This is a genomic window from Paenibacillus macerans, assembly GCF_900454495.1.
In the GTDB taxonomy this organism is placed as follows: Bacteria; Bacillota; Bacilli; order Paenibacillales; family Paenibacillaceae; genus Fontibacillus; species Fontibacillus macerans.
In genome coordinates, this window is the sequence record NZ_UGSI01000001.1 from 1,562,033 (window position 1) to 1,586,820 (window position 24,788).

At 51.9% G+C, this 24,788-nt stretch carries 16 protein-coding genes and 2 pseudogenes; 2 read left to right on the top strand and 16 right to left on the bottom strand.

Annotated elements, in window-relative coordinates; translation table 11 throughout:
• Positions 1-20: 20 nt before the first annotated feature.
• Positions 21-6,455 (bottom strand): DUF7601 domain-containing protein, encoded by a 6,435-nt coding sequence (locus tag DYE26_RS07155; protein ID WP_036623215.1) that lies wholly within the window; start codon positions 6,453-6,455, stop codon positions 21-23.
• 458 nt (positions 6,456-6,913) lie between these two features.
• Positions 6,914-7,840: a dockerin gene (locus DYE26_RS07160; protein ID WP_036623216.1), complete on the bottom strand. Its 927-nt coding sequence runs from the start codon at positions 7,838-7,840 to the stop codon at positions 6,914-6,916.
• A gap of 395 nt (positions 7,841-8,235) precedes the next feature.
• Between DYE26_RS07160 and DYE26_RS07165 the strand changes: the two genes are divergently transcribed.
• Complete coding sequence (locus DYE26_RS07165; protein WP_115311191.1) at positions 8,236-9,150, top strand: transposase; 915 nt, start codon at positions 8,236-8,238, stop codon at positions 9,148-9,150.
• A 243-nt stretch (positions 9,151-9,393) separates the two neighbouring features.
• Here the strand turns inward: DYE26_RS07165 and DYE26_RS07170 are convergent, their stop codons facing one another.
• The 13 genes and pseudogenes from DYE26_RS07170 to DYE26_RS07230 form a co-directional block, all read right to left on the bottom strand.
• Positions 9,394-10,257 (bottom strand): aldo/keto reductase, encoded by an 864-nt coding sequence (locus tag DYE26_RS07170; protein WP_036628215.1) that lies wholly within the window; start codon positions 10,255-10,257, stop codon positions 9,394-9,396.
• Between the two features lie 123 nt (positions 10,258-10,380).
• Positions 10,381-10,803: an RrF2 family transcriptional regulator gene (locus DYE26_RS07175; RefSeq protein ID WP_036623219.1), complete on the bottom strand. Its 423-nt coding sequence runs from the start codon at positions 10,801-10,803 to the stop codon at positions 10,381-10,383.
• A gap of 86 nt (positions 10,804-10,889) precedes the next feature.
• Positions 10,890-11,138, bottom strand: a pseudogene (locus DYE26_RS34060) (threonine--tRNA ligase); the annotation flags it as partial.
• Positions 11,139-11,163: 25 nt separating this feature from the next.
• On the bottom strand, positions 11,164-14,262 hold the full coding sequence (locus tag DYE26_RS07185) for a hybrid sensor histidine kinase/response regulator (protein ID WP_240534137.1): 3,099 nt from the start codon (positions 14,260-14,262) through the stop codon (positions 11,164-11,166).
• A gap of 45 nt (positions 14,263-14,307) precedes the next feature.
• Positions 14,308-15,222: a helix-turn-helix transcriptional regulator gene (locus tag DYE26_RS07190; protein ID WP_036623221.1), complete on the bottom strand. Its 915-nt coding sequence runs from the start codon at positions 15,220-15,222 to the stop codon at positions 14,308-14,310.
• 42 nt (positions 15,223-15,264) lie between these two features.
• A complete protein-coding gene (locus DYE26_RS07195; RefSeq protein WP_036623222.1) occupies positions 15,265-17,517 on the bottom strand; it encodes an ATP-binding cassette domain-containing protein in 2,253 nt (750 codons plus the stop codon).
• A 73-nt stretch (positions 17,518-17,590) separates the two neighbouring features.
• On the bottom strand, positions 17,591-18,712 hold the full coding sequence (locus tag DYE26_RS07200; RefSeq protein WP_036623224.1) for an NADH-dependent flavin oxidoreductase: 1,122 nt from the start codon (positions 18,710-18,712) through the stop codon (positions 17,591-17,593).
• A gap of 137 nt (positions 18,713-18,849) precedes the next feature.
• Positions 18,850-19,419 carry a TetR/AcrR family transcriptional regulator gene (locus DYE26_RS07205; RefSeq protein ID WP_036623226.1) on the bottom strand — a complete coding sequence of 190 codons (570 nt, stop codon included), beginning with the start codon at positions 19,417-19,419 and terminating at the stop codon, positions 18,850-18,852.
• A 228-nt stretch (positions 19,420-19,647) separates the two neighbouring features.
• Positions 19,648-20,544, bottom strand: a complete 897-nt coding sequence (locus tag DYE26_RS07210) for a class I SAM-dependent methyltransferase (RefSeq protein WP_036623228.1) — start codon at positions 20,542-20,544, stop codon at positions 19,648-19,650.
• Between the two features lie 81 nt (positions 20,545-20,625).
• Complete coding sequence (locus DYE26_RS07215) at positions 20,626-21,027, bottom strand: Rrf2 family transcriptional regulator (protein ID WP_036623229.1); 402 nt, start codon at positions 21,025-21,027, stop codon at positions 20,626-20,628.
• A 103-nt stretch (positions 21,028-21,130) separates the two neighbouring features.
• Positions 21,131-21,367: a hypothetical protein gene (locus DYE26_RS33085; RefSeq protein WP_124332186.1), complete on the bottom strand. Its 237-nt coding sequence runs from the start codon at positions 21,365-21,367 to the stop codon at positions 21,131-21,133.
• 544 nt (positions 21,368-21,911) lie between these two features.
• Complete coding sequence (gene trxA, locus DYE26_RS07225) at positions 21,912-22,220, bottom strand: thioredoxin (RefSeq protein ID WP_036628220.1); 309 nt, start codon at positions 22,218-22,220, stop codon at positions 21,912-21,914.
• Positions 22,221-22,509: 289 nt separating this feature from the next.
• Positions 22,510-23,466 (bottom strand): SDR family NAD(P)-dependent oxidoreductase, encoded by a 957-nt coding sequence (locus DYE26_RS07230; protein WP_155620617.1) that lies wholly within the window; start codon positions 23,464-23,466, stop codon positions 22,510-22,512.
• A gap of 485 nt (positions 23,467-23,951) precedes the next feature.
• Between DYE26_RS07230 and DYE26_RS07235 the strand changes: the two genes are divergently transcribed.
• Positions 23,952-24,458, top strand: a complete 507-nt coding sequence (locus tag DYE26_RS07235) for a DinB family protein (protein WP_036623230.1) — start codon at positions 23,952-23,954, stop codon at positions 24,456-24,458.
• A gap of 78 nt (positions 24,459-24,536) precedes the next feature.
• Here the strand turns inward: DYE26_RS07235 and DYE26_RS07240 are convergent.
• Positions 24,537-24,710, bottom strand: a pseudogene (locus tag DYE26_RS07240) (GNAT family N-acetyltransferase); the annotation flags it as partial.
• Positions 24,711-24,788: the final 78 nt, after the last annotated feature.

The following is a 24,788-nucleotide window of genomic DNA, read 5'->3' on the forward strand; positions in this document are numbered from 1 at the left end:
TTTCTTACCGCCTTTCCGGTTTACTGGATGTGCTTTTTCTTCTTGCTGCCGAGCAGACAAAGTCCGATCGTAATCAAGGACATCAGCGCCAAAGCCATATAGAATGTTGGCGGTGCGCTGTTATCCCCGGTTTGCGGAACATCATCCAGCTCGCTGCTGCCGTTGCCGGTTGGAATATCGACGCTGCCGGTTTCGGGTTTGCTGTTGTCGCTCGGAATGCCGACGTTGCCGACTTCGGTGTTGCTGTTGTCGCTCGGAATGTCGACATTGCCGACTTCGGTGTTGCTATTGTCGGTCGGAATGTCGGCGTTGCCGTCGTCGGTTGGGCTGTTGACGTTGCCGGTTTCGGTGTTGCTGTCGTCAACTGGAGTGCCGACGTTGTCAGCTCCATTGACGTCATTGTCGCTTCTACTATCGCCGTTGCCAGACACAGGATTTTGCGGCTGGGGCTTGCCCGGTTCAGGCTCTGGCTCGGGTCCATTTCCGCCACCGCCGCCGCCACTACCGCCACCGGAACGGATTGGCTTCATTGGCACGTCGTGTTTTACAATGTCAAAATCGACAGAGATCGTATCGCTCCTGTACGTCTCGTATCCGTCCTTCGTTACGATCAGATAGTAATCCGCTTCAGGAAACACCATGTACGCATAGAAGCCATTTGCGTCGCTATCCTGCTCTGGGCTCGCGTTGTCGTGCGGCGGAAAATTCGGAAACGGAGGGAGCGTTACTTTCGTATCCGGAATGCGCCCTTTTTCTACATTCCGCTGCGTATTCGCATAATACAGTGTAACTTTGGCTCCCTCAATTTTCTTCCCAGTGGTGGCATTTCCTGTCGTTTCATCATAAACCGTACCGTAAGGGTCGACCAATTCCTCGGAGATATTCAGCTCTCCGTCTGCCTTTACGTCCAGCTGTGTCACTTTGATGAGCAGTTCCTCGCCGGTCTCGGCTTGATAGCGAACTTCCATGGTGTACTTCTGCTCGCTCAGCCCTTCCACGGAGAAAGTTCCGTTCGAAGCCATCGGAAACGCCTTGGGCTTGCCGTTTTCCTCAATATACTTGTTGTTCTTGTCCTTCAAATAGATACGCATATTGCTGGTAAACGACTCGTTGAATAACTCAGTTGTTCCATCCAACTGCTTGAACAGAACGATCCCTACCGCCGTAATGTCCGCCGGAACGGTCTCGTCCTTCACGCTGCCGTCCACATTTGCTTTTTGCGTGAACTCGACAGGGACATCCTTCCCGCTTGCCTGATACCACTTCGTATATGTGATCGTATAGTCGGTATCGGCCGCAGCTGGGACGGAATATTCACCCTTCTCATTCGTCCGGATCTTCTGCGTTTCGTTGGTCTTCTTGTTAGTCACAATGATTTCCGCATTCGGAATGATTTCTCCTGTGTTGTTGTCACGCAACACACCTTCCAGATACGGGCGGGTATTGACAAAGTGTGCTTCGGCCACTTTTTTCTCCGGAATGGTGCCTGTGCGTTCAAAACTCACAGGATCCGTCACATAACCGTCCTTCGAATAATCACCCTGGGTCACCGAATACTTGAGATACGTCGGAAGTCCTTGCACAACGAACGTTTGGCCATCTGTAAGCTCGAAGGTGTCTCCGCTCGTGATCGTGCCCTTGCTGCCGTCCGACTTCTCATAGGAGTAGGATTTGTCCGCTCCTTCGCCTGTGAAGGTGACTGTGTACGTGAACGGCTTCTTCTTGTCGTCGTCTTTGCCTTTAACCGTGTTGCTGATGATCAGGCCGCCTTCGATGACTCGCACGTTCGTGAACGGGGCAACTTCATCTTTGCCCACCATGACCCCGGTATAATGCCGTTCCTCAGGCGTGGTCACATATTCGTCAGTTGTGTAGTCCTTCTGAGTCACAGTGTATTTCAGATCCTTAGGCAGACCCACAATTTCCAGCGTCTCTCCATCCTTAAGTGTGAAGGATTCGCCAGACTTGATCGTGCCCGGTGTATTCGTCTTGCCATCCGACTTCGTATACGCGTAGCTTCCATCCTTGCCTGTATCCTCAAAGATGACGGTGTACTCGAACTCCTTCGTCTTGTCGCCGCCGTTGCCCATGACCGTATTGCTGATCGTCAGCTTGTTGACGGTCCGTTCATTGGAGAAGTCCGCTTCGCGATCGGCGCCCGCCATGACGCCCTCATCAACCAATGTCTCAGGGGTGGTCGCGTAGCCGTCGTTCTTGTAACCGTCCTGGGTGATCGTATACTTCAAGTTGTCGGGAAGGTCTTTAATTTTAAAGGTCTCACCATGCTTGAGCTCGAAGGTGCCACCAGAAGTGATCGTGCCCGTCTTACCGTCTGAATGCTCATAGTTGTAGGTTTGACCCTTACCTGTACCATCAAAGGTCACCGTGTACTTAAACGGCTTGTCCCGCTCTGCACCGATCCCCGTGACGGTATTGCTGACGATCAGATTGTGAACGTTTCGCTTGTTGACGAAATCCGCTTTGTGGTCGTTTTTATTCACGATTGTGCCGGAATATTCTCTCGTCTCCGGCTCAGTCGTGTAACCGTCAACGGTTGTATAATCGGCCTCGGTTACGGTATAGGTCAGACCCGCTGGCAGTGCCGGGAGCGTTGCAGATTCCCCGTTCTTGAGGTTAATCTTGTCTCCGCTCTTGATCGTGCCAAACGTATTATCCGGCTTCTTATAGGTATACTCTCCATCCTTGCCTTCGCCGGTGAAGATCACGGTGTATTCGAACACTTTGCCCAGATCGCTACCGTTGCCCTCCACCTTATTGGTGATGGTCAGCTTGCCTTGGGCCGGTGTGGGCACCTTCAGCGGATTGTTCGAATCCACCTTCTGTCCGTCAACGAGGACAGGCTTACCCGGCGCATCGATGACACGCACCCGGTACACCGTAGTCGTAGGCAAGTAAGTATCAGGATCAATATACGTCTGCTTGAGCAAGTAATCACCCGGTACTTGAATAATGAAACTCGTCTTGCCGTCCGGACCAGTCGTTTTTTCTTCCATCTCATCGTTGTTCATATCCTTGGCCGGAGTACCATCAGGATTATATAGCTTGAACTTGACGTCCTTCAGCGGTGTTTTCTCGTCGGGACCAATCTTCAGGAGGTAGAGCAGCCCATTTTCATTTGCGCTTCCCGCCACATCGTTTGCGTCCAGCATAATACTGCTCTGCGCTTCGATCGGCGGAAGGGTATCGTCGCCCATCAGCTTGATGGAATTGCCGGCCGTTCCCGGCTGCATGCCCTGAGATTCGGTCTGGTAAACGATCTGATAGAACTTGTTCGGGTCGGCAAAATCAAACCTAAGCGTCGATCCCCCAGTTGCCGGGTCTGTGCCTGCGGTAACCTTCACTTCACTATTCGGATCCGCTAGATTCAGCGGCCCTCCGTCACGCTCCAGGCTGCCGTCCGGCTTCATCTTGCCAGGATAAACTGCGATATCGGAAGGTTCGAGAGATAGACCACCCTCCGCATTTTTGCGCAGCTTCAGCCCTTTGGCAAGGGTATCCAGCAAATAGACGCCTTTCTCCATTTTGAACGGAGGCGTATAGTTCACTGTCCATTCCTGCACGCCGGAAACAGGCTTTTTCGCCGTCTTGCTCAGAGACTGCACAGGCACAATGATTCTGTGCTTTTCGGTGGTGCTATAAGACTTGTCTCCCCATTTCATGGAGAACTCAGCCTGATTCTCACCGGCATCATTGTTGCCTATCTGGTAGGTCGCCAGCTTGGCATTGGTCGGACGCGCCTTAACCAGAATGACGTAGGGACTCTCCAGCTTGGAGAAGGTGAATGTGCCTACATTGCCATTCTTGGAGAAGCTCACTACATGCTGAGGCGTACCCGCCGAAATTTCCGAAACGGCCTGGGCATATCTACCATTCCCGCCTTTACCGTCGGTTCTATAGCCCGTACCACCTTTATATAGCCTATAAGCCTCGCCCGGAGCAAGATCTACAAACTCCCAGCCATCCGGTAACGTATCCACCAGCTTGATGTCGCTGGCTACGCGGGTGCCGCCATCCTTGGCCATCTCTTCCGTATTGAAGCCCGGCATGTTCACCGCCAGCCGGAAAGTGACCGTTCTATCCTTGCGGTCATAGCCTGCCAGGATGTAATTGTCAGGACGGGAGTTGTCCGTATACCAGTTCGGATCGTTTACTAGAATTGACCGCGTCCATATGCTGCCGCTATATTGGCCATAATAATTTCGGTTCCAATCGGCTGCAACCCCCTCTACACCCACCGTGTTGGCATACAGCATCTCCTTGTTCAACATCCGCACATAGTTCGAGGTGTTGGCCTCGGCGCGACTCATATAATCGTCGCCATCGAAGAGCAGCGCCCGGTTGCTCCATGTGTTTCCGGCGTTTTCCTGGCTAAACAGGTTATCCGGGTTGGTTGTGATGGCCTCAAAGGAAACGCTCCCCGGCACATCTCCTTTATACCCGGTCACTTTGATAAGATCCGCCACCGGCTCGCCGTCCACCGTCAAGGGGATCACTTTGCCGGTCAGTCCGCCGCTATTCACAGTCAGCGTACCCTCGCGGTATTTCTGCCAGAGCTGCTTGTCGTCGATTTGGCTCCTGATGGCATCGAGAGTTGTCTTCGGTATCTTATCATAATTCGCATCATCCAGATTATTCAGCACATCGAGAGAACCGCCATGAATCAGCAAATCATAGACGACTGGAGCATCCAGGTTGTACTGCAGCGTCAAGTTTATCGTCCACTTGGTGCCTGCGATGTTGTGCAGTGCGGTGGTTGTGGCGGCACTTTTCGTGAAGGCATGTGCGCCGATTTTAACCTGTGCGGTTTCCACAACGGCAGCGGGAGCGGTCCAGTCGGTCGCATCGTTGTTCTGGATGGCGGTTCCTTCATCCATTACATTCAATTCCCAGTTTGCACGCGCTGTATAGTCGAAGGTTGCCTTGCTGCTGTCTGTCACCCTCGTCACGACCGTCATATAGAGAGGGCCGTCCAGTTTCCCGCCGATGACGGTTCCGATGTCGTACTCCCCTGCAGCGTTGCGGGTTATTGGAGTATTCGTACCGTTGTCCCCATTCTTATAGGTTGCGGACACAAAATCCGTCCCGTCTGGCAGCTTGTCTGCAATCTTAACATTCTGCAAGCCGGATTTAGACAGCACGCTGTTATTGTTGATTCTCTGGTTGACCACAACCGTCCATGTGATCAGCGTATCGTTTCCGCTCTTGCTGGGCTTGCCGCTCACTGCAATCCAGTTAGGGCGTATGGCAATCCGATGGGTATTTGATAAAGCCTTCATATCGGCAGTGTCATCCAAAAGCTTTGCGGCATTATCAATGCGGTACCATCCATACTGATCAGCAAAATTGCCGTTCTTTTCATTGTAATAAGCTTTCTTAGGAATCCACGTTTTGAAGGTGATAGTCGCCTTGCTTTTGACGTTTTCTTTAGTGGATACCTCTGGGAACTTGTAGGAAAGCGTGCGATCAGCAGCAAAAGCAGGATCTGCCGCAATTCCATCCACCAAGAAGGACCCAGGCACATATACGCCGACGTTCGCAAGCTCATCAGAGAAGGTCAACCCGTCCAGCGGCATGGGGATGGTCTTATCATCCTTGTCGGTGGCAGTCACAACCGCTCGCCATGTAATAGCGCCCTCTTGAAAAGAGGGGTTGTTGATCCCGCTGTCATAGCCGCCGTTGCTTAAGGAACTGGCGACAATGGTATACTCCGGCACCAAAGCCGAGTTTTTAAACTTATAGCCGTCTCCGAAAATATTCGCTTCCCCGCCGCCGCCGGGGGTCTGATCCGCCGCCTTGGCGTTAGCGGAAAAGCCGATTTTGACACTGTTTCTACCGCCGTCATATACCCCTGCGCCATCAAACGTAATTTTGATGGAATCGTCAAAAAACTGAACGGTAGCAATTTTCAGGCTGCCTTGAGTGATTGGCATAGGACCTGCAGGCGTTAAATTCACTTCAGGGAAGTAGGTCGTCTTATCCAGGACGGCATAATCCCCTTGCTGAATTACGGTATCGGGCGGAGCACTGGGATAGTCGCCCTGGGTCGGCACGGCGATATCGTTCAGGGCAATGGTAAAGTTGTCCCGTCCGTTAATCTCGCCCCCCGGCTGAATCACAACCGCAGGGTCACCCTGCTTCACTGTGAGGTTAAACGTCGGATTGGCGTTCACCAACACCGCCGTTTTGTCCTTCGGGTCTGCCGCCATCAGTGCAAAATTGACCGGCGGAGCGTACACCGCCTCAGGCACTGACGATGGTTCGTCTGGCGCAGCGTACACCGCCTCAGATACCGACGACGGTTCGGCCGCTGTCCCGAAACCATCTGACGCGTTCTCCGCATAAGCTGCAGCAGAGAACGTCACTGACTGCAAGGCGATCACTATCGCCATGCAGAAAGATACTAAAGATGTTCTTACACGACCTCTTCGTTTCATGTCAAAGCTCTCCTTACGATATTTGCTTGCCCCAGCACCCCTTTCGCGTCGTCGAAACCTATGCCCTTTCAGATGACCGAATAAGGGCCGCGGGTGTGCGGGACGCTGATCAATGCTTAGTCGTCTCCCCTCCTTCGAGCATCTTTGCTATTACACACTGTATATGTGGAAGAATGTGCCAATCCCACACAGTGCGTATTTCCAACATATCACTACAAACTCGACAAAATCTCGACAAAGAATAGACAAAATTAGATATTCTGGATAGCAAAAAAACGGACGGAATTCCACTCCGCCCGATTTACCGGTCTTCTTTAACGAAACTACGCTTTCGCTTCCGAACTGTACAATCTCCAGATGACGATGCCCGGCAGGATAGCCCAGCAAAAAAACAGGCCGGCCCACTTGTCATGATGGACCAGCCTTTGCCTTAATGATCGGCGTTATGATTCACTTCTTTACAAGCGGAACCGCTGCGAATCCTGCTTGAGCTGGCTCCAGGTATAGCGAAGCAGCCATACATCCCAATCCGTGATCTTCGCCGAGTTGCCCGCCCACATAATCGTCGGCACCGGGAACCCTCCCTGCGGACGATCATTCTCTCCATAGAAGTCCGGCATGCCGAAACCGTGGCCGATCTCATGCTCTGTAATCTGAATCTCGTTGTTGTTGACCGTGCTCAAAATATAATCGTCCGACATGCGCTGTCCCCAATCGCCTCCGGCGCCGCCGCCAAAATTAGTCGTACCCCACAAATACATGTCAAACCGCTTGTCCAATCCTCCGGGATATGCATAATTCGGGTCGGTAAAGTGATCGAACCGGGACAACGCGCTGGGAGCAACGGGGAGGGCCGCCGGAATGCGTGGGTCAGTTTTGCTAAGCTCATCCACAATCGTTTGCGTGTAAACGATTTCATTTGGTTGCTTGTTAAGAATTTGCGCGGGATTGGCAACAGCCCAGCCCACCACTTTAACCGGGATATCACCATAAGGCCATCCGTCATACCCCTTAAGATGTTTTGTCCAGTTATTCAACTGGCGTCCCAGCATCCTTTCGATATCCTGCCGCTGCTGTAGCGCCAAATTTTTGGCCGACTGCCAGCGCACCACATAATTGATCGTTCCCTTACCGGCAAAGATTTGGTCAAAAATCAAATTTTTACGGCCTACGGAATTTTCCTTCAACATGCGGTTCTTGTAGACCCATTCAATGGAAGGTCTCAATGATGCAGGCATGTCGGACAATGAGGCTTGGATAGACTCTTCGCTTTGCGTTATCGCAGAACTCTGCGGCGTCTCGGCCAAGGCCGTGGCGGTTCCGGTCAGGGGGACCGTCAACATTGCGGACAGAAGAGCTAACAACCATTTTCGCTGTGTGGACATCATCAAATCATCCTTTCTTTTTCAAAAGTGATAGATTTACCGACTTGAAATAGCTATCTCCCTTCGCATGAAATTGATGGTTCGTATTCTATTATTTAACATATAATAGAATATAAAGGTAGGTGCTTTTATACCTTTTTATAATAATATTTTTGGCTTCGTGTCTTGGTGTCCCTGCCTGCTGCTTGCCTTTGCACGATTATCCCCTTCTTTCAGGAGCAGGGAGCAGGGGGTGGGGGGTAGAGCAAGGGTTCCAAAAAAGAGAGAACAAAAAAGAGGGGAAAAAATGAGGCGGTTCAGGTGAGATTTTTGGCTTGATAAGAGAACTTATGTTTGGTATAATGAAATAAATGGAACTTATGTTCGTGTATTCTTGATTCGGGAGGTAAGCGGATATGGAAGCCAATGCGGGAACGGAACTTCAGCCATTCAGCAGCCGTTTTAACAGCGAGCAGGACTGCATGGAGGCGCTGATCGCGATGAAGTGGCCAAACGGCTTTGTCTGCCCGCGCTGCGCTCACACCCGGTGCAGCCGTCTGACTTCCCGGCATATCCCTTTATTCGAGTGCGGAAAATGCAAGCATCAAACATCGCCTTTGGTCGGCACGATTTTTGAAGGAACGCATCTCCCCTTGGTGAAGTGGTTCCAGGCCCTGGAGTTATTCCTGCTTGAGGGCGGCATCTCAGCGCTGCGGCTGCGCAAGGAGATCCGTGTCGCCTACAAAACCGCCTGGTTAGTGCTGCACAAAATACGTCATGCCGTGGGGGAGTTCGATGCCCGGGAGCTGCTCTCCGGAGACGTGAAGGTGAACAGCGATCAGTATGGGCGTAATCCGTCCCGGTGTCAGCTTTCGCATCCGTACGCCTCGGCGGTCGTAGCGGGATGCACGGTCACGGAGTCGGGCGAGCCGGAACAGGTCAAAATCCGCCTGGTGCCGCATAAGCGGGGAGGCGAAAAGAGGGCAAACCGTCACGATCTAACCGCGTTTATTGGCGGGCATGTGGATGTCCGTACATCGGCGGTACAGTTGTTCCCTCAGGCCTTTCGGCTGTATGCTCCCTTGCGGAAAGTGGTGAGAGAGGCGTGGGAATCGCTGAAGAGTACGTATGGAGCCTTGGGACTGAAGCATCTGCAGGCGTACCTGAACGAATACACCGGACGCCGCCGGCTGCGCCTGCAAGGAGGACTGCCGGGAGCGGAAGAAACAATGCGGCAGAAGTTACTACGCATGTGTGTGGCGATTCCGGCGATCCCTTACCGCCGGCTGATCGCACGCCAACCGAACCAGCCCCTTGCGGTTGTAGCCTGATCACGGTCTTTTCATTTTTCCCGTTTTCTTCCCCCATCCCTCCGTCAGGTCTGCTTCCCTTCTCCTAAACCTCCTTCTCACAAATCTGTCTAATGATCTTGAATATGTATGTTTCTATCGAAAATATCTTATACTCCCAATCTACCCACTCCCCCCAAATATCTCTTCTTCTCCTGAATGTATCTTCTTCTCTGCTACCTGATCAAACGGGATAATCGTGCAAAGCGTCTGGACAACGGATGTTCATCTGCCGATCAACAGCTTATTGTATAATGGATGGATGATATAACCGGTCGGGCTGATCGCATATCTTTTTCCCGTATCGAGCCCGGCAATCCTCTCCATGTCTTCGCCGGTGAGTTCGAAGTCGAAGATTTCGCTGTTCTCGCGGATTCTTTGCGGATTGGAGGATTTTGGAATAACGATGATTCCCCGCTGCAGATGCCAGCGCAAAGTGACCTGGGCCACGGATTTTTGGTGCCGGCCGGCGATTTGTTGCAAGACCGGATGTTCCAGTAACGCTTTATTCCCTTGACCAAGCGGCCCCCAGGCCTCGTGCAAAATCCGGTGTTTCAGCATGTACTCGTGCAGTTCGTTTTGTGCAAACTCCGGGTGGGTCTCAATCTGGTTAATCATCGGCGGGATTTCCGCGTGGCTCAGCAAATGCTCGAGATGCCCGATCTCAAAATTGGCCACACCGATCACCTTGATTTTCCCTTCCGCGTATAACTCCTCCATCGCCCGCCACATTTCCAGGTAACCCGGTGCCTCAAAATGAATGAGGTACATATCGAGGTAATCGAGGTTCAGCTTTTTAAGGCTTTGCTCAAACGCCTTCTTCCCCGTTTTGTAACCTAAATCCGTGTTCCAGACCTTGGAGGTGATAAAAAATTGCTCACGCGGTACTCCGCTCTTCTGAATCTCTCTTCCTAGCGCTTCTTCGTTGCCGTAGATTTTGGCCGTATCGAAATGGCGGTAACCGGTGCGGATCGCCTTGACAATCGCCGTTTCAAACTCGGCGTATTTATTAATTTTGTAGACCCCAAAGCCCAGTTGAGGGATTTTAACGCCATTCGCCGCTTCTGCCGTCTTTGTCTCCAAAGTCATCTTAGTCATCATATTACTCTACCTTTCAACTATTTAAAATATTCTCAATATTCTATATATAAATTATATTTATTTATGGGCAAAAAAAGGACGGAATTCCATTTCGCTTGGCCGTCCTTGTTTTTACTTTATCAAATCAATTAATCTAACTTCCGCGAGCGATTGCCGCAGCGTCTGTTCCGCCGCTTGAAGGCGGCCGCTCAGCTTTTGCTGGATTGCGGCGACTTCGGCGTCTTTGCCTTGCACCGCCACATCCGTATGAAGCTTGAATAAAGGCTTGCCCGGTTCCACCGCCAAGAATACGTCCAGCAGAGTGATTTCCGTTAAAGGCTTGGCCAGCATAATACCGCCTTTTGCCCCCTCCTTGGCCACCGTAAGCTTGGCATTGCTCAAGTTCCGAATCACTTTGACCGTGGTCGGCATGGGAATGTTCAATTGCTCGGAAATGACCTTGGTCGATAAAAAGTTCGCGCAGGGCTCCTCCGAGATCCCGTGAATATAAAGCAATATGGAAACCGCCTGCGACAACGCCGTGGAATAAGCCATGGAATCCATCCTATCTTGTATTTTCTAAACATACTATATATTAATTATATTTAGTTTTCAATTATTTCAATTATTTTTCTCGCGCACATCAGTTTGAACGCTTTGATCCGGCCCGTGGAAGGAAAAGCGGTCCCCGGCAAAGATCAGCAAACTCGCCCTGACGGTATACTGTGATGACGGCGTCCTCGGGCAAATCGCGAATCAGCTCCAATTTCAGCGGTTCCCCCCAGCGCTTCGAACATGTTCATGGCATCCTGGCGGCTCACGACGTGCCTGATGATCGGCAGGTCCTCTTGAATAATCTTCTTCATTTCTTGTTCGATCGCGATCAAGTCTTACCTTTAGAAGCCCCCAATTCATCTAATGCCTTTTGCTTTCTTTGGGGACCGTAAAGGAGACGACCGTTCCCTGTCCGGGAGAGCCCTGAATTTGCAGGCCTCTCCCGAACAATTGCTTCAAACGGCGATCGGTGTTGGCCAGACCGACGCCCGGTTTTCCAACGAGCTCCTCCCCCTGGTGGAGAATCCTCTGCTGCGCGCCTTGATCTATGCCGACGCCGTCATCCTCAATGGATATTTCCGCACGGTCCCCCAAGTCGAGCACCCGAATCCGGACCGTACCTCCCTGGGTGCGGCTAAGCACGCCGTGCCGGACGGCATTTTCCACCAAGGGCTGAACGGAAAGCGGAGGAACTTGCAGCTCAAGACGGTCGTCCGCCTCCCACTCCACCTGAACGCGGTCTCCGAACCGCTCCTGCTCGATGTACAGATAAGCTCGCACCAGCTCCAATTCCTTCCGCAGCGGAACCAAGCGTTCCAGGTTGGCGAAGTCGAAGCTGGCCCGCAGGTAATCTCCAAATGCAAGCAGCAGGCTTCGCATGCGGTCAATGTCGACTTCGACAAGCGCGGCCAAAGAATTCAGCGTATTAAACAGAAAATGCGGCTGAATTTGCGCCTGCAGCCACGCCGCCTCCAAGCGCGATTGCTCGCGCGCGGCCCGGGCGACATTCGTGAGCGCCTTTACCCGCGCTCTCAGCTCGTGGGAGTCGACAGGCTTAACGATATAGTCGTTGGCCCCTGCGCGGAAGCCCGCTTCAATATCCTCCGTTCGATAGCGGGCCGTGAGCAGCAAAATCGGCAGCTCGGAATGGGAAAAAAGAGAACGGACGGTCCGGGCGACCTCGTAGCCGGACATTTCCGGCATCATCACGTCCGCGACGACCAAATCCCACGCTCCCGCATTCAGCAGCGACAATGCCTCGGAGCCGCTTGTTGCCGTCACGATTTCATATTGATCCGGGGCCAGCGCATTGGTCAGAACGCGCAGATTCACCGGATCGTCGTCGACGGCGAGAATGCGGGGCCGGTCTTCGCGCACGGGAGCTTCCTCCGGCACGGAAGCGGCGACCGTCTCGACGAAGGTAAGAACCCCAGCGTCTTCGACCGGCCGGCTTGCGGCGGCCGCATTCGCCGCCGGTCCGGCCTCACCCGGTTCCGCCATGGGCAAAGTAAACCGGAACACAGAACCGGCGTTCGGCGCCGAACTGACCGTCAGCTCTCCGCCATGAAGCTCCACCAGGCGCTTGGTGATCGTAAGCCCCAGCCCAAATCCCGCCGCATTCGTCTCCGCCTGTGCCGCGCCTTGTTCGTAAGGCTGGAAGATCCGGCTCACCGTCGCCCCGTCCATACCGATCCCGGTATCCGAAACGCGGATCACCACCCTGCCGCCTTCGGCCTCCGCTTCGACCGCAACTCGCCCCTCGTTCGTAAATTTAACCGCATTATGCAGAAGGTTGAACATGATTTGCACCAGCCGGTTCTCATCCGCCAGTACCGGCGGCAGCGAATCCGGAATCCGGTTCTCGAGCCTGACCGGCTTTCCATCCGTCATGAACCGGACCATGTCCAGCACGCCGGCGGCCTCCGCCTGCAGCCGGAGCGGGACCGGATTCAGCCGGATCCGGTTCTCCCGCAGCCGGGTCAGATCGATCAGATCATTCAAAAGGAAGGACATGCGCCTCCCCACCGAAACGAGCAGTTTCAAGCGCTCCCGATTGGCCTCATCGTCTGATCGCCCCCCGCTGTCAAGCACGGTCTGGGCCATATTCAAAATGCCGTGAAGCGGATTCCGCAGCTCATGCGAGGTTTGGACCAGAAACTCGTCCTTGAGCTTGTCGGCGGCCTGCAACCGTTCCGCCAGCCTGGCCGTCTCGGCGGCATTGCGGAAATACTGCCTAAACCAGTACAATGCAAAAGCGGTAAACAAAGCCAGCATATCGAAAGGATAATAGCCGATATCGAGAAAAAGCGAGTAACTCGCGATTCCCCAAACTACATTCCCCGCGATCGCTACTATCCCGAGCAGCAAATAGATCGCATCGGGAACGCCTTTCCGTACCGCCAGATAGAGGAAAATCGGGGCGGTTACGAACGAAACCAGCATCAGCACGGTATGCAGCCCGTCGGCATAGGTGTACAGCCTAGCCGGCAGCGCAAGAACGAGCCCCCCGAAGACAATGCAAGCGGCCAAGTGCCAGCGGGAATGGCGAAGGATCGGGAACTCCGGCAATAAGCTTCTAATATATTGCAACAGCAGCGCCGCTACACCTAAGTAGGAGAGATAGAAAACCTTATAAGTCGTTTCGTAATCGACCCCAAACCAGGCGGACAGAATACGGTCCTGGTCGACAGCAATGGCGGCGGCCCCGAAAAGCGCCAGCAGGGAGAAAATCAGAAGCGGCCTCTGCCGGGCGCCGATAAAATAAAGAACGAAAGCGTACATGGCATGCATGATCATCAGCAGGCACATCGCCGCTTGCGATCCGGCGGAGAACCAATAAGCACGGCTCATTGCCTTGGCCGTTCCGAAACTGATCGGCTCGTTCAGGCCGCCCATGACGCGGTCATCATAATTCGCCGCTTGCAGCACGATATCCAGAACGCCTTGCTCGGCGGCGAACGTGGCGGAATACGGCACATTGCCCGCCGTGTAGGATGATGCACTGTCCGCCGGCTGACCGGATCCGCCCAGCAGCCGCCCGTTCACATACAAAGACGAGGATGCGGAAACTCTCGGCACGCGAACGGTCAACTTCGGCAAGTCTCCGGACGGCAGTAGAACACGCAGGCGGTACGTCCCGTATCCGAAAGTCGATCTGTGCGGCGGAGAAAAATCCCGCTGCCAGCTTCCGGGGACCGTTGCCGTTTTGGCTATGCCGCTTTCCAGCTTAATCGTACCGTCCGGACCGGGCATCACCAGCTGCGACGGATAAAATTCCCATTGCCCGACGAGAGAAAGTACCGGTTTGGAAGAGGGGTCCCAATCACGCAGATCCAAAAGCCCCCCTTCGGCTTCGACTTGGGTCGAAGTCGTCTGTACGTTAATCCAAGCGAGGCGAACCAAGGTTAAGGCGAGTAAAAACAAGCCGACAATGGCCGCGATTTTTCTTCTTTTCATCATAAAGATAAAGATTCGACAAAATCAGAGAAATTCCTCTGTACTTTCTCACGGGTACAAACCGGCAATTTTCAGCACATGGCTGCGGAACGCCTGAATCAACTCCGGCGGTCCCAGCACTTTCGCTTGCACGCCAAATCGAATAATGTGCTGAACGGCCTGTTCCACCGTATAATAATAAGCCGATACATGCAGCGTCCCGTCGGCATTCAGGATGATCCGGCCGTGATCGAATTCATCCCGTACCTTTGTCTTTGCAGAAGGTTGAAATTGCAGCAAGGCTTCTACTCCGCCCGGAGGCTTTTGACGTCCTTTATCCACATCTTCTATCGTCAAATGGCGGCGATCAAATTTCTCCGAGAGCACTTTCAGATGATTCATGCGGGATAAGCGAAAAACCCGAAGCGCTGAGCGAAAACGGCAAAATCCCCATAGATACCAGGCTCCGCGCATCAGGTATAGTCCCATCGGTTCAACGGTCCGGGTCGTCTCCTCCCCGCGGAAATCCATGTAATCGAACTCGGCCACACGCAGCTCGCGGACAGCAAGATCGAGCGAGCGGATCTTCTCTCTCTCATCCGGCTTCGAAGCATGTTGAAAGTCCAACCTTGCAGCCGTAGGAGGTGCGGAGTGTTCGGGCAGGAGAGCTCCGATTTTCTCCAGCAGCCCGGTCAAATCGGGATTGTCCGTAGCCGTTTGAATGCCCCGCACGGCGGAATAGAGGGAATACAGTTGCTCAAGCGTCAACATTTGTTTATCCAGCCGATAGCTCGGCATAATCTCGTATCCGCCGTCGGGTCCCGGATAGGAGATGATGGGGATGCCGGCCTGACTAAGCGTCTCGATATCGCGATATACGGTCCTTAATGAGACTTCGAACCGCTCCGCCAAATCCTCGGCCGTCAGCCGCTTCCTGCTGCCAAGCAGCGCCATCGTGATGGATAGCAAGCGATCCAGCTTCAATCGTATTCCTCCTTTCTCCGAGATAATGAGTTGCCGCATTCCTCATTGCCCGATATACATGCCGGTGGTGGAACCTTTCGCATTCAACAACTGCCTTGGCGTTCCTTCAAAAACAACGCGCCCCCCTTTGCTCCCGCCTTCCGGTCCAAGATCGATAATCCAGTCCGCCTGTCTGATGATATCCAAATGATGCTCGATGACAATCACCGTACTTCCTTGGTCAACAAGCCGGTTCATGATCGCCAGCAGCTGCCCGACATCCGCCATATGCAGTCCCGTCGTCGGTTCATCCATCACATAGATATGGCCTTCTTTGTGCAGTTCATTCGCCAGCTTGACGCGCTGGCATTCCCCGCCGGAAAGCGTGTTCAAAGGTTGACCCAGCGTCAAATAACCTAATCCGACGTCGTTTAGGGCTTGCAGCGGCTGAACGATTTCTCTCTGTTCAAAAAAATCGAGCGCCCCCCACACCGTCATGTCCAGAACGTCAGTAATCGATTTTTCTCTCCATTTATAGTGAAGCACCTCATCCCTAAACCTTCGTCCCTCGCACGTCTCGCATGCCGTCTTGATGCCTTCCATGAAAGCTAGATCCGTATAAATGAACCCTAACCCTTGACAGTCCGGACAAGCGCCTTTGGAGTTAAAGCTAAAAAGGGAGGCGCTTTTTCTGTTGGCTTTGGCGAACAAATTTCGAATCATGTCCATGATTCCTGTATAAGTCGCAGGATTGGAACGAATGGACGTGTGTACGGCCGATTGATCAATGACCGCGGCTTCGGGATACCTGGTTATGAATTCATGGTGGACGAGCGAGCTTTTTCCTGACCCGGCGACACCAGTGATCGCCGTGAGCACGCCCTGCGGAATGCTAACGGTTACGTCCTTTAGGTTGTGTGAGGTGGCTCCTTCGATACGAAAGTGTCCTTTCGGCGCGCGCACCGTTTCTTTTAAAGGCCATGGCCGGTTCAAGTGCTGACCCGTAAGCGTAGCGGAGTTGTACAACTGCCGGACCGTGCCTTCAAATACGATCCGTCCTCCCTCGGTTCCTGCGCGGGGCCCGACATCGACAATATGATCCGCGATCCGGATCACATCGGGATCATGCTCAACGACCAGGATCGTGTTGCCTTTATCGCATAATTTTCGCAGCAGCTGATTTAGACGCCGAATGTCTCTCGGGTGCAACCCGATGCTCGGTTCATCGAAGATGTACACCATATCGGTCAGACTGTTGCAGAGCTGCCTTACCATCTTGATTCGCTGGGATTCGCCTCCGGACAAGGTTGTCGTTTCGCGGTTCAGACTTAAGTATTCCAGTCCCACATCGATGAGATGCTGCAGCCGCTCCGTCAAGCTGGACACCATCGGCGCCGCCACCGGATCGTCTATCCTGCTTACGACTTCGAATAGCTCGCCAAGCTCCATCGCCACGCATTCCGCGATATTATAGCCGTTTATCGTACAGCTGAGTGATTTTTGACTAAGACGCGTCCCTTTGCAGGTCGGACATTCGACTTGGGTGATGAAGCGCTCCACCTTGTGTTTGGTGCTTTCGGACAATTCATTACTGTCTCTTTGAATATACAGGCGTTGAAATTTGGGAACAACCCCCTCATAGTCGGACTGGATCGGGCCTCCCTTTGACGGCAGCTTAATCTTCTTCCCTTTGCCGTACAGCAGCATGTCCCATTCTTGTTCCGAATAATCCGCCAGCTTCTTGTCATTGTCAAAGAGGCCGGACAGGGTGTACGTTTTCAAATACCATGATCCTACCGCAAATACGGGAAACAAAATCGCCCCTTCATTCAGGGACTTGGACTTATCAAAAATTTTGCCGATATCCAGCTCCATCTTTTTGCCAAGGCCTTGACAATCGGGGCACATGCCGGCCGGGTCGTTAAAGGAAAACACATGGGAGTACCCGACAAACGGCATGCCTACGCGTGAATACAGGAGCCTCAGAATCGAATAAATATCCGTGATGGTGCCCACCGTAGACCGTGAGTTGCCGCCCAGCCGTCTTTGATCGATAACGATGGCGGGCGACAGATTTTCAATCGCATCCGTATCCGGCTGTTTAAATTTGGGGAGACGATTGCGGATAAAAGCTGTATACGTTTCGTTCAACAACCGCTGCGCTTCGGCTCCGATCGTGTCGAACACAAGCGAAGATTTTCCCGAGCCGGATACCCCGGTGAAAACCGTAATTTTCCGCTTCGGAATTTGCAGGGACACATTTTTTAAGTTGTTTTCTCTCGCTCCCCGTATAACGATGTATTCTTGCCAAGACATGACACTCGCTCCTCTTTCGTTCCAAGATGCTTCTATTATAAAGAGGAGACCCTGACAGCTATTTGTCAGGGATTTAATCCACCACTTGAAACCAGCCCGGTGTATTGGTGATCATTCCCCAAAAAACATCCGGAATCATCAGCTCTTTTTGCGCGGAACGGGAAAGCGTCGTTTTAATTTCCTGTTCACGGCCGCTTTGCACCAAGGCAACCCATTCCGGATTCATAACCATCGCATGGCCAAGCGAGATTAAAGGAACGCCGGTTTCCAGGGCTTGAACGACATCATCCGGAGTCAACAACCCGCCGACGCCGATCACGGGGACGCGGTCGCCCACTCGTTCCTGTATCATGACGATTCTTGATTTTTTAATGCTGTCGTCCCGTCTCGGGCCAGCCCAGAAACGATCTACGGAAATATGAATGTAGTCCAGGGTTTGTTCAGCTAGCACATCTACGAAATGAAGTGTATCCGTCATAGTGATTCCAGGAGTTTCGTTTTCCTCGGGTGAGATTCGATATCCGACGGCAAATGGCGACGTGGCATGTGCTGCAACCGTTTCTTTTACACGTCTTACAACTTCCAGAGGCAAAGTCATGCGTTTCTCCAACGTTCCGCCCCATTTATCCTCTCTTCGGTTGGAACGGGGGGAGAAGAATTGCTGCATCAGGAATCCGTTGGCACCGTGAATTTCAACGCCGTCAAAACCGGCCTCAATCGCTCTGCGCGTCGCCTGAGCGTACTCTTCAATCACGGTTTCAATTTCCGCGTCGGTCATTGCTTTTGGAACGGCTGCACCTTCACGTTCTACCGCGACAGGACTTGCGCCCAGTATATGACCGCCCGGGACTAGGGCCGGATTGCTCAAGCGTCCGCCATGATAAAGCTGAACAATCGCTTTGGCTCCATTTTCCCGTATAGCAACCGTCAGCTTTTGCAATCCAGGCAGCAGCGTATCGTTATCGATACCAATACCGTGTTCAATCAGCTTCCCGTTTGGCGACACCAGTGCGCCGGTCACTACAGCCCCAACTCCCTGAGCGCGTGCTTTATAAAAAGCTAACTCTACATCCGTCAATTCTCCATTTGCCCCGGATGCCGTCATGCTCATGGGAGCCATAAGCACCCGGTTTTTCAATTGCACACCTGAAGACAGGGTAAACGATTTGAAAAGGGATTCATACTTTTGATTCATATTTCATTCCTCATTTCTGTATATATTCTTATTAAGGACCTATTGGTCCATAATAGACAAAAAAATAACAGGCTTAGCCTATGTTACGAACCGATCGGTCCATAACGATAAAAAAGAAAGTGAGCAACTCGCTCCGGTTATTTCAATTTTTCCAAAATCACCGAAATCGAATCCTCGATTCTTTCCCGTTTGGATTGCGCTCGCACCATGACGTTAATTCCTTGCAAAGAAACAGTGAGGAAGCGGGCAAGTTTTAACGATTCGATATCAGTAGGGAGGGAGCCATTGCTTTTCCCTCTTTCAATGGCATCCAGATAAGCCTGCTCGACATCGTCAAAATCGCTTTCGACCATCTTTCGGAACTGCTCGTCATGGGGAGCCAATTCGATCGCTTCATTCGAAGTCATGCAGCCCAGTTGACTGCCCTCACCGTCAAGCAGCGCATGAAAGGAGGTTTCAATCCCCCGGTACACATTCTCGTCGTTCAAGCATTCGATTAATCCAGCCATGCGTTTAATCCGGTACAATTCAAATGCTCGGATAAAGAGATCGTGCTTGCTGCCAAACGTCTCATAAAGACTGCTTTTGCTTAGCCCTGTTGCCTGCAGCAAATCACTCAGGGACGCAGCTTCATACCCTTTGCTCCTAAAAAGTGTCATTGCTTTTCTCAACACATCGTCTTCATCGAAGTTACGCGGGCGTACCATATTGTGCCACCTCCCGAACAAAGTATATACCATTTCGGACCGATATGTCCAGAATGAAAATGTAACAGGCCGTCCATGATGGATGGCCTTAGCGCCTAAGCAGAACGATCCGGAAATCGAAGTTCAATTCTAACGGACACCACAGACCTTAAGGTCAGCGATATTAAGCGATTGCGGCGGAAACCGGGTAAGTTCCCCCTGTTCCGCCGCTGCTTTTCCCCCACCGACTTATGGACGCTCCCTGGTGTACATGTTCTGATCCTGCAAGCGGATCAGCACTTTGCCAAAACGGCCGCCCTGCCGGATTTCCACCTTGTCCGCCGGATAAGTCCGTTCCAAATAATCCGCGACAATGTTCCGGGACCGGTCGTCCGCAGGCAAATTAAACATTTTCAGCCAGTTCATCACTTCCTGGAGGGCAGCTTCTCTGGAGAGCTCCGTCGTTTTCAGTTCCTTGGTCACAAGCGACTCATAAGAATAGCCTTTGAGATAGAGTAAATGAAGCAAATAGGCCATCTCCAGATGTTCGTTTTTCATGGGCTGATCCGTAACCAGCGGCCAAATCTCGTTCACCAGACTGTGTTCCCTGGAACCCGCGGACAGACTGATATAGCAGAATTTCCGCGCGCAGCTCAGCACCTTTTCCACGCTTTCCCAATCGACAATCACCGGACACATGGAGACGAATACAAAATCAAAAGCTTTCTCCCACCCTTTGGCTTGAATATCGATATCTTCGAACGGCTCAGCTACAACATCCACCTTCCCGTTTGCAATTCCCGCAATATTTTCGCGCAGCAGCTCACTCAGTGAAAGATTAGGTTCCACCGAGGTAACACGGGCCCCTCGTTCCGCAAACGGCACCGTAAATCCGCCCGAGGCAGCTCCAATGTCCAAAATGGTGTTGTCTTTGAAGGTTACGCCCTGCCCTTCCAGCCAATTCATAATCCTCCTTGCTCTTTGTCTGCCCTCTTCGTTAAACGCTTGCTCGTTGAATGACTTTGCCTTATCGTCAAACGTGCGGACCGGATCGATCCCGGCGTTTTTCATCTTGTTCACCGCGGTATGCGTATCTTCCTTCCACGCTTGCTCCCAAGCGGCTTCATTAAAAAAATCATTCCTCATATTGCATATCTCCTTCCATCTCTTCAGTAGATTTTAAAGACTTTTTATATCTACAATAAAATCCAAAAAAACAGTCGTTCCTTACAGAACAACCGTTATTTTCTTGGCAAGCTCGGACATTTTTTGGTTTCTTAAATACTCCTCCATCTGCTCTTCGGCCGATACCATCACCTTCTGGATCAGACATTCCGGTCCATGGTTCAGTTCGCATTCGAACAAGGAAGCCGTGCCTTCAATGGCATGAATTATATCCAGGAACGAAATTTCTTCCCAGTTCCGCTTTAACCTGTACCCTCCGTGAGCTCCCGAAGTGGATTCAATCATTCCCGCCTTGACCAGCTTGGTTAGTATTTTGGATAAATACGTCGGCGAAACGTCCTGCCGCTCCGCCAATTGCTGTACGCCAACAAGCTTATTCGGAGTGGCCGCGGCAAGAAAAAGCATGGTGTGAAGGGCATAGTTCGTCGCTTTGGAAAACTTCATCGCGTTGTGTCACCTCAATCAAGGACTTTACTTATCCAAAATAACTTTTATGCGGAGCGATGTCAAGGTTAATGATCATGATTGGACATGGACGAGCTCTAGGTTAATACGATGCCTGGCGGCTCTCCGGTACTTGCGGCTGAACTGAAGCAAACGGAATAAAGAAGGTAAGAAAAAAACCAAGCGCAGCCGCCGCAGTTAGCGCCCAAAACGCTGCATGAATCCCTTCGAGCATATTTACAGGAAAAACGGCCAGGCTGGCATCTGCAGTAAAAGTCATCATGGTGATCAGCAAGGCCCCGCCCATGGACATGCCCAAGAAACGGATCGCCGTCGTCATAGGCGGAGCATACGTACTTATGGGGACTGGGAAGACTTGCTACGGCAAAAGCGGTGATCGGTGTCAACATAAAGCCCATCCCGGCCATAAGGCCCGATAGCCATCCGAACAATCCCATAAGCAAAGCGCCCGGAAAAAGCAGGAGCCCCGACTCTCTCGGCATCAGCCCTCTGACATTTTGGGCATAAATCGGAAGCAGCAGTTCCGCCCCAGCCATGACGATATACAAAATTACGCCTATGATTGAAGGATATGTAAATCGCGGATACCGAAACACGTTGAAATCAAGCAAAGGCACAGCCAGCTCAAATTGACGCTTCACAAACAAGAACACCATGATGAGCCCAACCGCAATAATGGAACATGAGAGACGGGCGCTTACTCCCTGTTCGCCAACGATGCTGAATCCGTACAACAGGCCGCCGAATCCCAAAGTAGAATAAAGGATCGACCTGCGGTCCAACTTCGCTTTTTCGATCTCCCCCACATTTTTCAAACAAAAATAGGCGACAACCATCATAATGCAATCATCACCTTCTGTTTATTATGCAGTGAGCTGTTGTAAGACACCTTTGGGCAAGATGCCCACTTCTTTATTAATGAGCTTCCCGTCTTTGAAGATCAGGGTGGTCGGTATGCTCATAATCTGAAATTGCGAAGAAGTTACCGGATTTTCGTCCACATTCACTTTGACCACTTTAACTGAACCGTTTGCTTCCCTTGCAAACTCCTCCAGAATAGGTGCAAACATCTTGCACGGACCACACCAAGCAGCCCAAAAATTCACAACGGTTACCCCCTCCGTTTGCACCATTTCCTTAAAAGTTGAATCCGTAGCGTGCTTAATAGCCATCATGATCATCCTTTCGAATATATATATTATAGATATTTTATATCTGTAATATTGCAAAAAAAATAACTCCTGCTGCCCAGTTAACATATTCGCTTTCTATTACGGACTTTGCATATCTATAATATATTTGATCCATCCTTTTGTCAACACAAAAATAGCTTTATCCACACCGTCCGCGAGCGGCGGCAAGAAGAGCGCCTGGAACGCCGTTCTCTTCTTGCGCCGTACGTTTAATTGTGGGGTATGGACGAAGATTTCCGTATGCGAAGACAAAGCTATTATTGATTGATCACTTATTTTCCTGTAAAGCGCGAATCGTATCCGTGATTCCTTGCTCGAAGGGCGTTGAACGTATCGGTCCAATCAGACGTTTGTATTTATCCCCGCTCAAGACCACCGGTTCTACGGTCAAATAGAGCATTTCCACCACTTCCTTCATAACCGGCACACCCATTCCGAGCAGAGATAGGCCGATTTTTCCGAGAGGAATCACCGGCTTACTACTTCCGCTGGCCTTCCGGGCGATTCGCACGATGTCTTTGCCCGAGATTAAGCCCGCGCCCGGAATATGCCAATTCTGTCCGTAGGCATCGTCCCGGCCGGCGGCTTCCACGATCATGAACGCCGCGTCCGGCAAGTAAACGAACTCCCGGGGAACACGCATGGTGCCGATGAAAAACGCCATCTTACCGGCCGCGATCGCTTCGAGCGTTGAGCCCAGATAAGACGCTTCATTCGCCGTGGGGCCGTAATAATCCGGCAAGCGGGCAATCAGCACTTTGGCTCTTTTCCACCGGCCGTCAAACAGCATTTTTTCGAAGGCAAGTCTGGTCTTACCCTTTTTCGTATGCGGCTGCTTCGGATGCTCTTCGGTTGCTCTGGCCATCCGGCTTCTCCCATAAGGATAGATGCCATCGATGGCGACGACCTTCAGGCCCAACCGCTCGGCTGCCTCCATGACCGACTCGCCCAAAGGAATCAGCTTGCTTGCCATCTCGTGGTACGGCACGTTCGCAGCGTGGAACAGGACTTCGGCGTCTTCCGCAGCGGAAACGATGTCTTCCGTCCGGAACGCATCGCCAACGGCAATCGTCAAATGCTCCGGCTGTCCCAACTTAGTCTTCAGTTGCTCCAGCTTTTGCCGGGATCGCCCGAAAGCTACGGTCCGAATCCCCCGCTTGACCAATTCCTCCGTGATCGACGCCCCCGTGCCTCCCGTTGCTCCTACCACAATCGCTTTTTTCATCAGGATCACCTCATTAATGAATTTTGTTATTGATCAATCACTAACTTTGAAATCAATATATCACTTTGTTATTGATTGGTCAATATATTCCGTAGAATGATGATATTATAGTGCTAATTCTCAAAATAAAGGATTGGTAATAAATGAAGAGCGATTCAAGCAGAACTGACACCGCATCCCGAATTTTAAAAGCGCCGCCATCCGCCGTCTATCAGGCATTCATGAATCCGAATTCGCTTGTTGTCTGGCTTCCGCCGGAAGGGATGGAAGGACGAATCGACACATATGTACATACTTATTGATTTCGCCCGCTTTGACTTCCATGGCGCATTTTTCCACAACCCCCATTAAGCTGCATCCCTCCTCTTCCACTGTATAACACTTAAGCAGCAAAAGGGACACCTAATAAAATTGAACATTTTCCCATCTATAGTACAATAGAGAGACAGGCTTTAGAATTTTTATGAACAAAGGAGCGTGTGCAAATGTATACAACGATTAACGGATTCTTAAACGATTGGAAGCAGGAGGCTTCGCTTACGCTGCAAGTATTGGACAAATTGACGGACGCATCGCTGAGTCAGGCAGTGTCGGACGCACAGCCGCGTACGCTTGGCGAAATCGCCTGGCATGTCACCCAGAGCGTTGGTGTATTTTTCAATCAGATCGGGCTGCAGCAGGAGATCCCAACGCCCGTAGCAGGTTCCGCGTCGGCCATCGCCGAGGCCTACCGCCGGGCAAGCGAATCGGCGATTACGGAATTGAGCGCTAATTGGACGGATAAGGACGACCAGCTGCAAGAGCCGATCAAGCTGTTCGGCTTTATCGACACCACCGTTGGCGGTGTATTGAATACGCTCGTTCGCCATCAGATTCACCACCGAGCCCAAATCACGATTTTGATGCGTCAGGCGGGATTGGCGGCTCCGGGCGTATACGGGCCGAACGAGGAAGAGACGGCGGCGATGAAGGCGGCGCGCTCCCAGTCTTAACAAAGTTTGTAACGACAAAACCCTCGTTCCTGACAAGGACACGAGGGTCTATTCCCTTTTTTGCGGGATATCCATACCTTACATTAAATCCAGTTGGTAATTGACCGCATATTCCACGTCTTTGAAACCTTCCAGGAGATTCAGCGCCTTGGCACGCTCGTTTACCGCGTTGACGCACAGGATTGTCCGGGAATACCCCCGATCCTTGGCAAACCGCAAAGCCTTTCGCAAAAGCGCCCTCCCCAGCCCTTGTCCCTGGTATTCGTTCCTTTATACCTTTATAAGGATATACGTTAGTTGACCGGGCATAGTTTTTTTTGCGCGTGACAA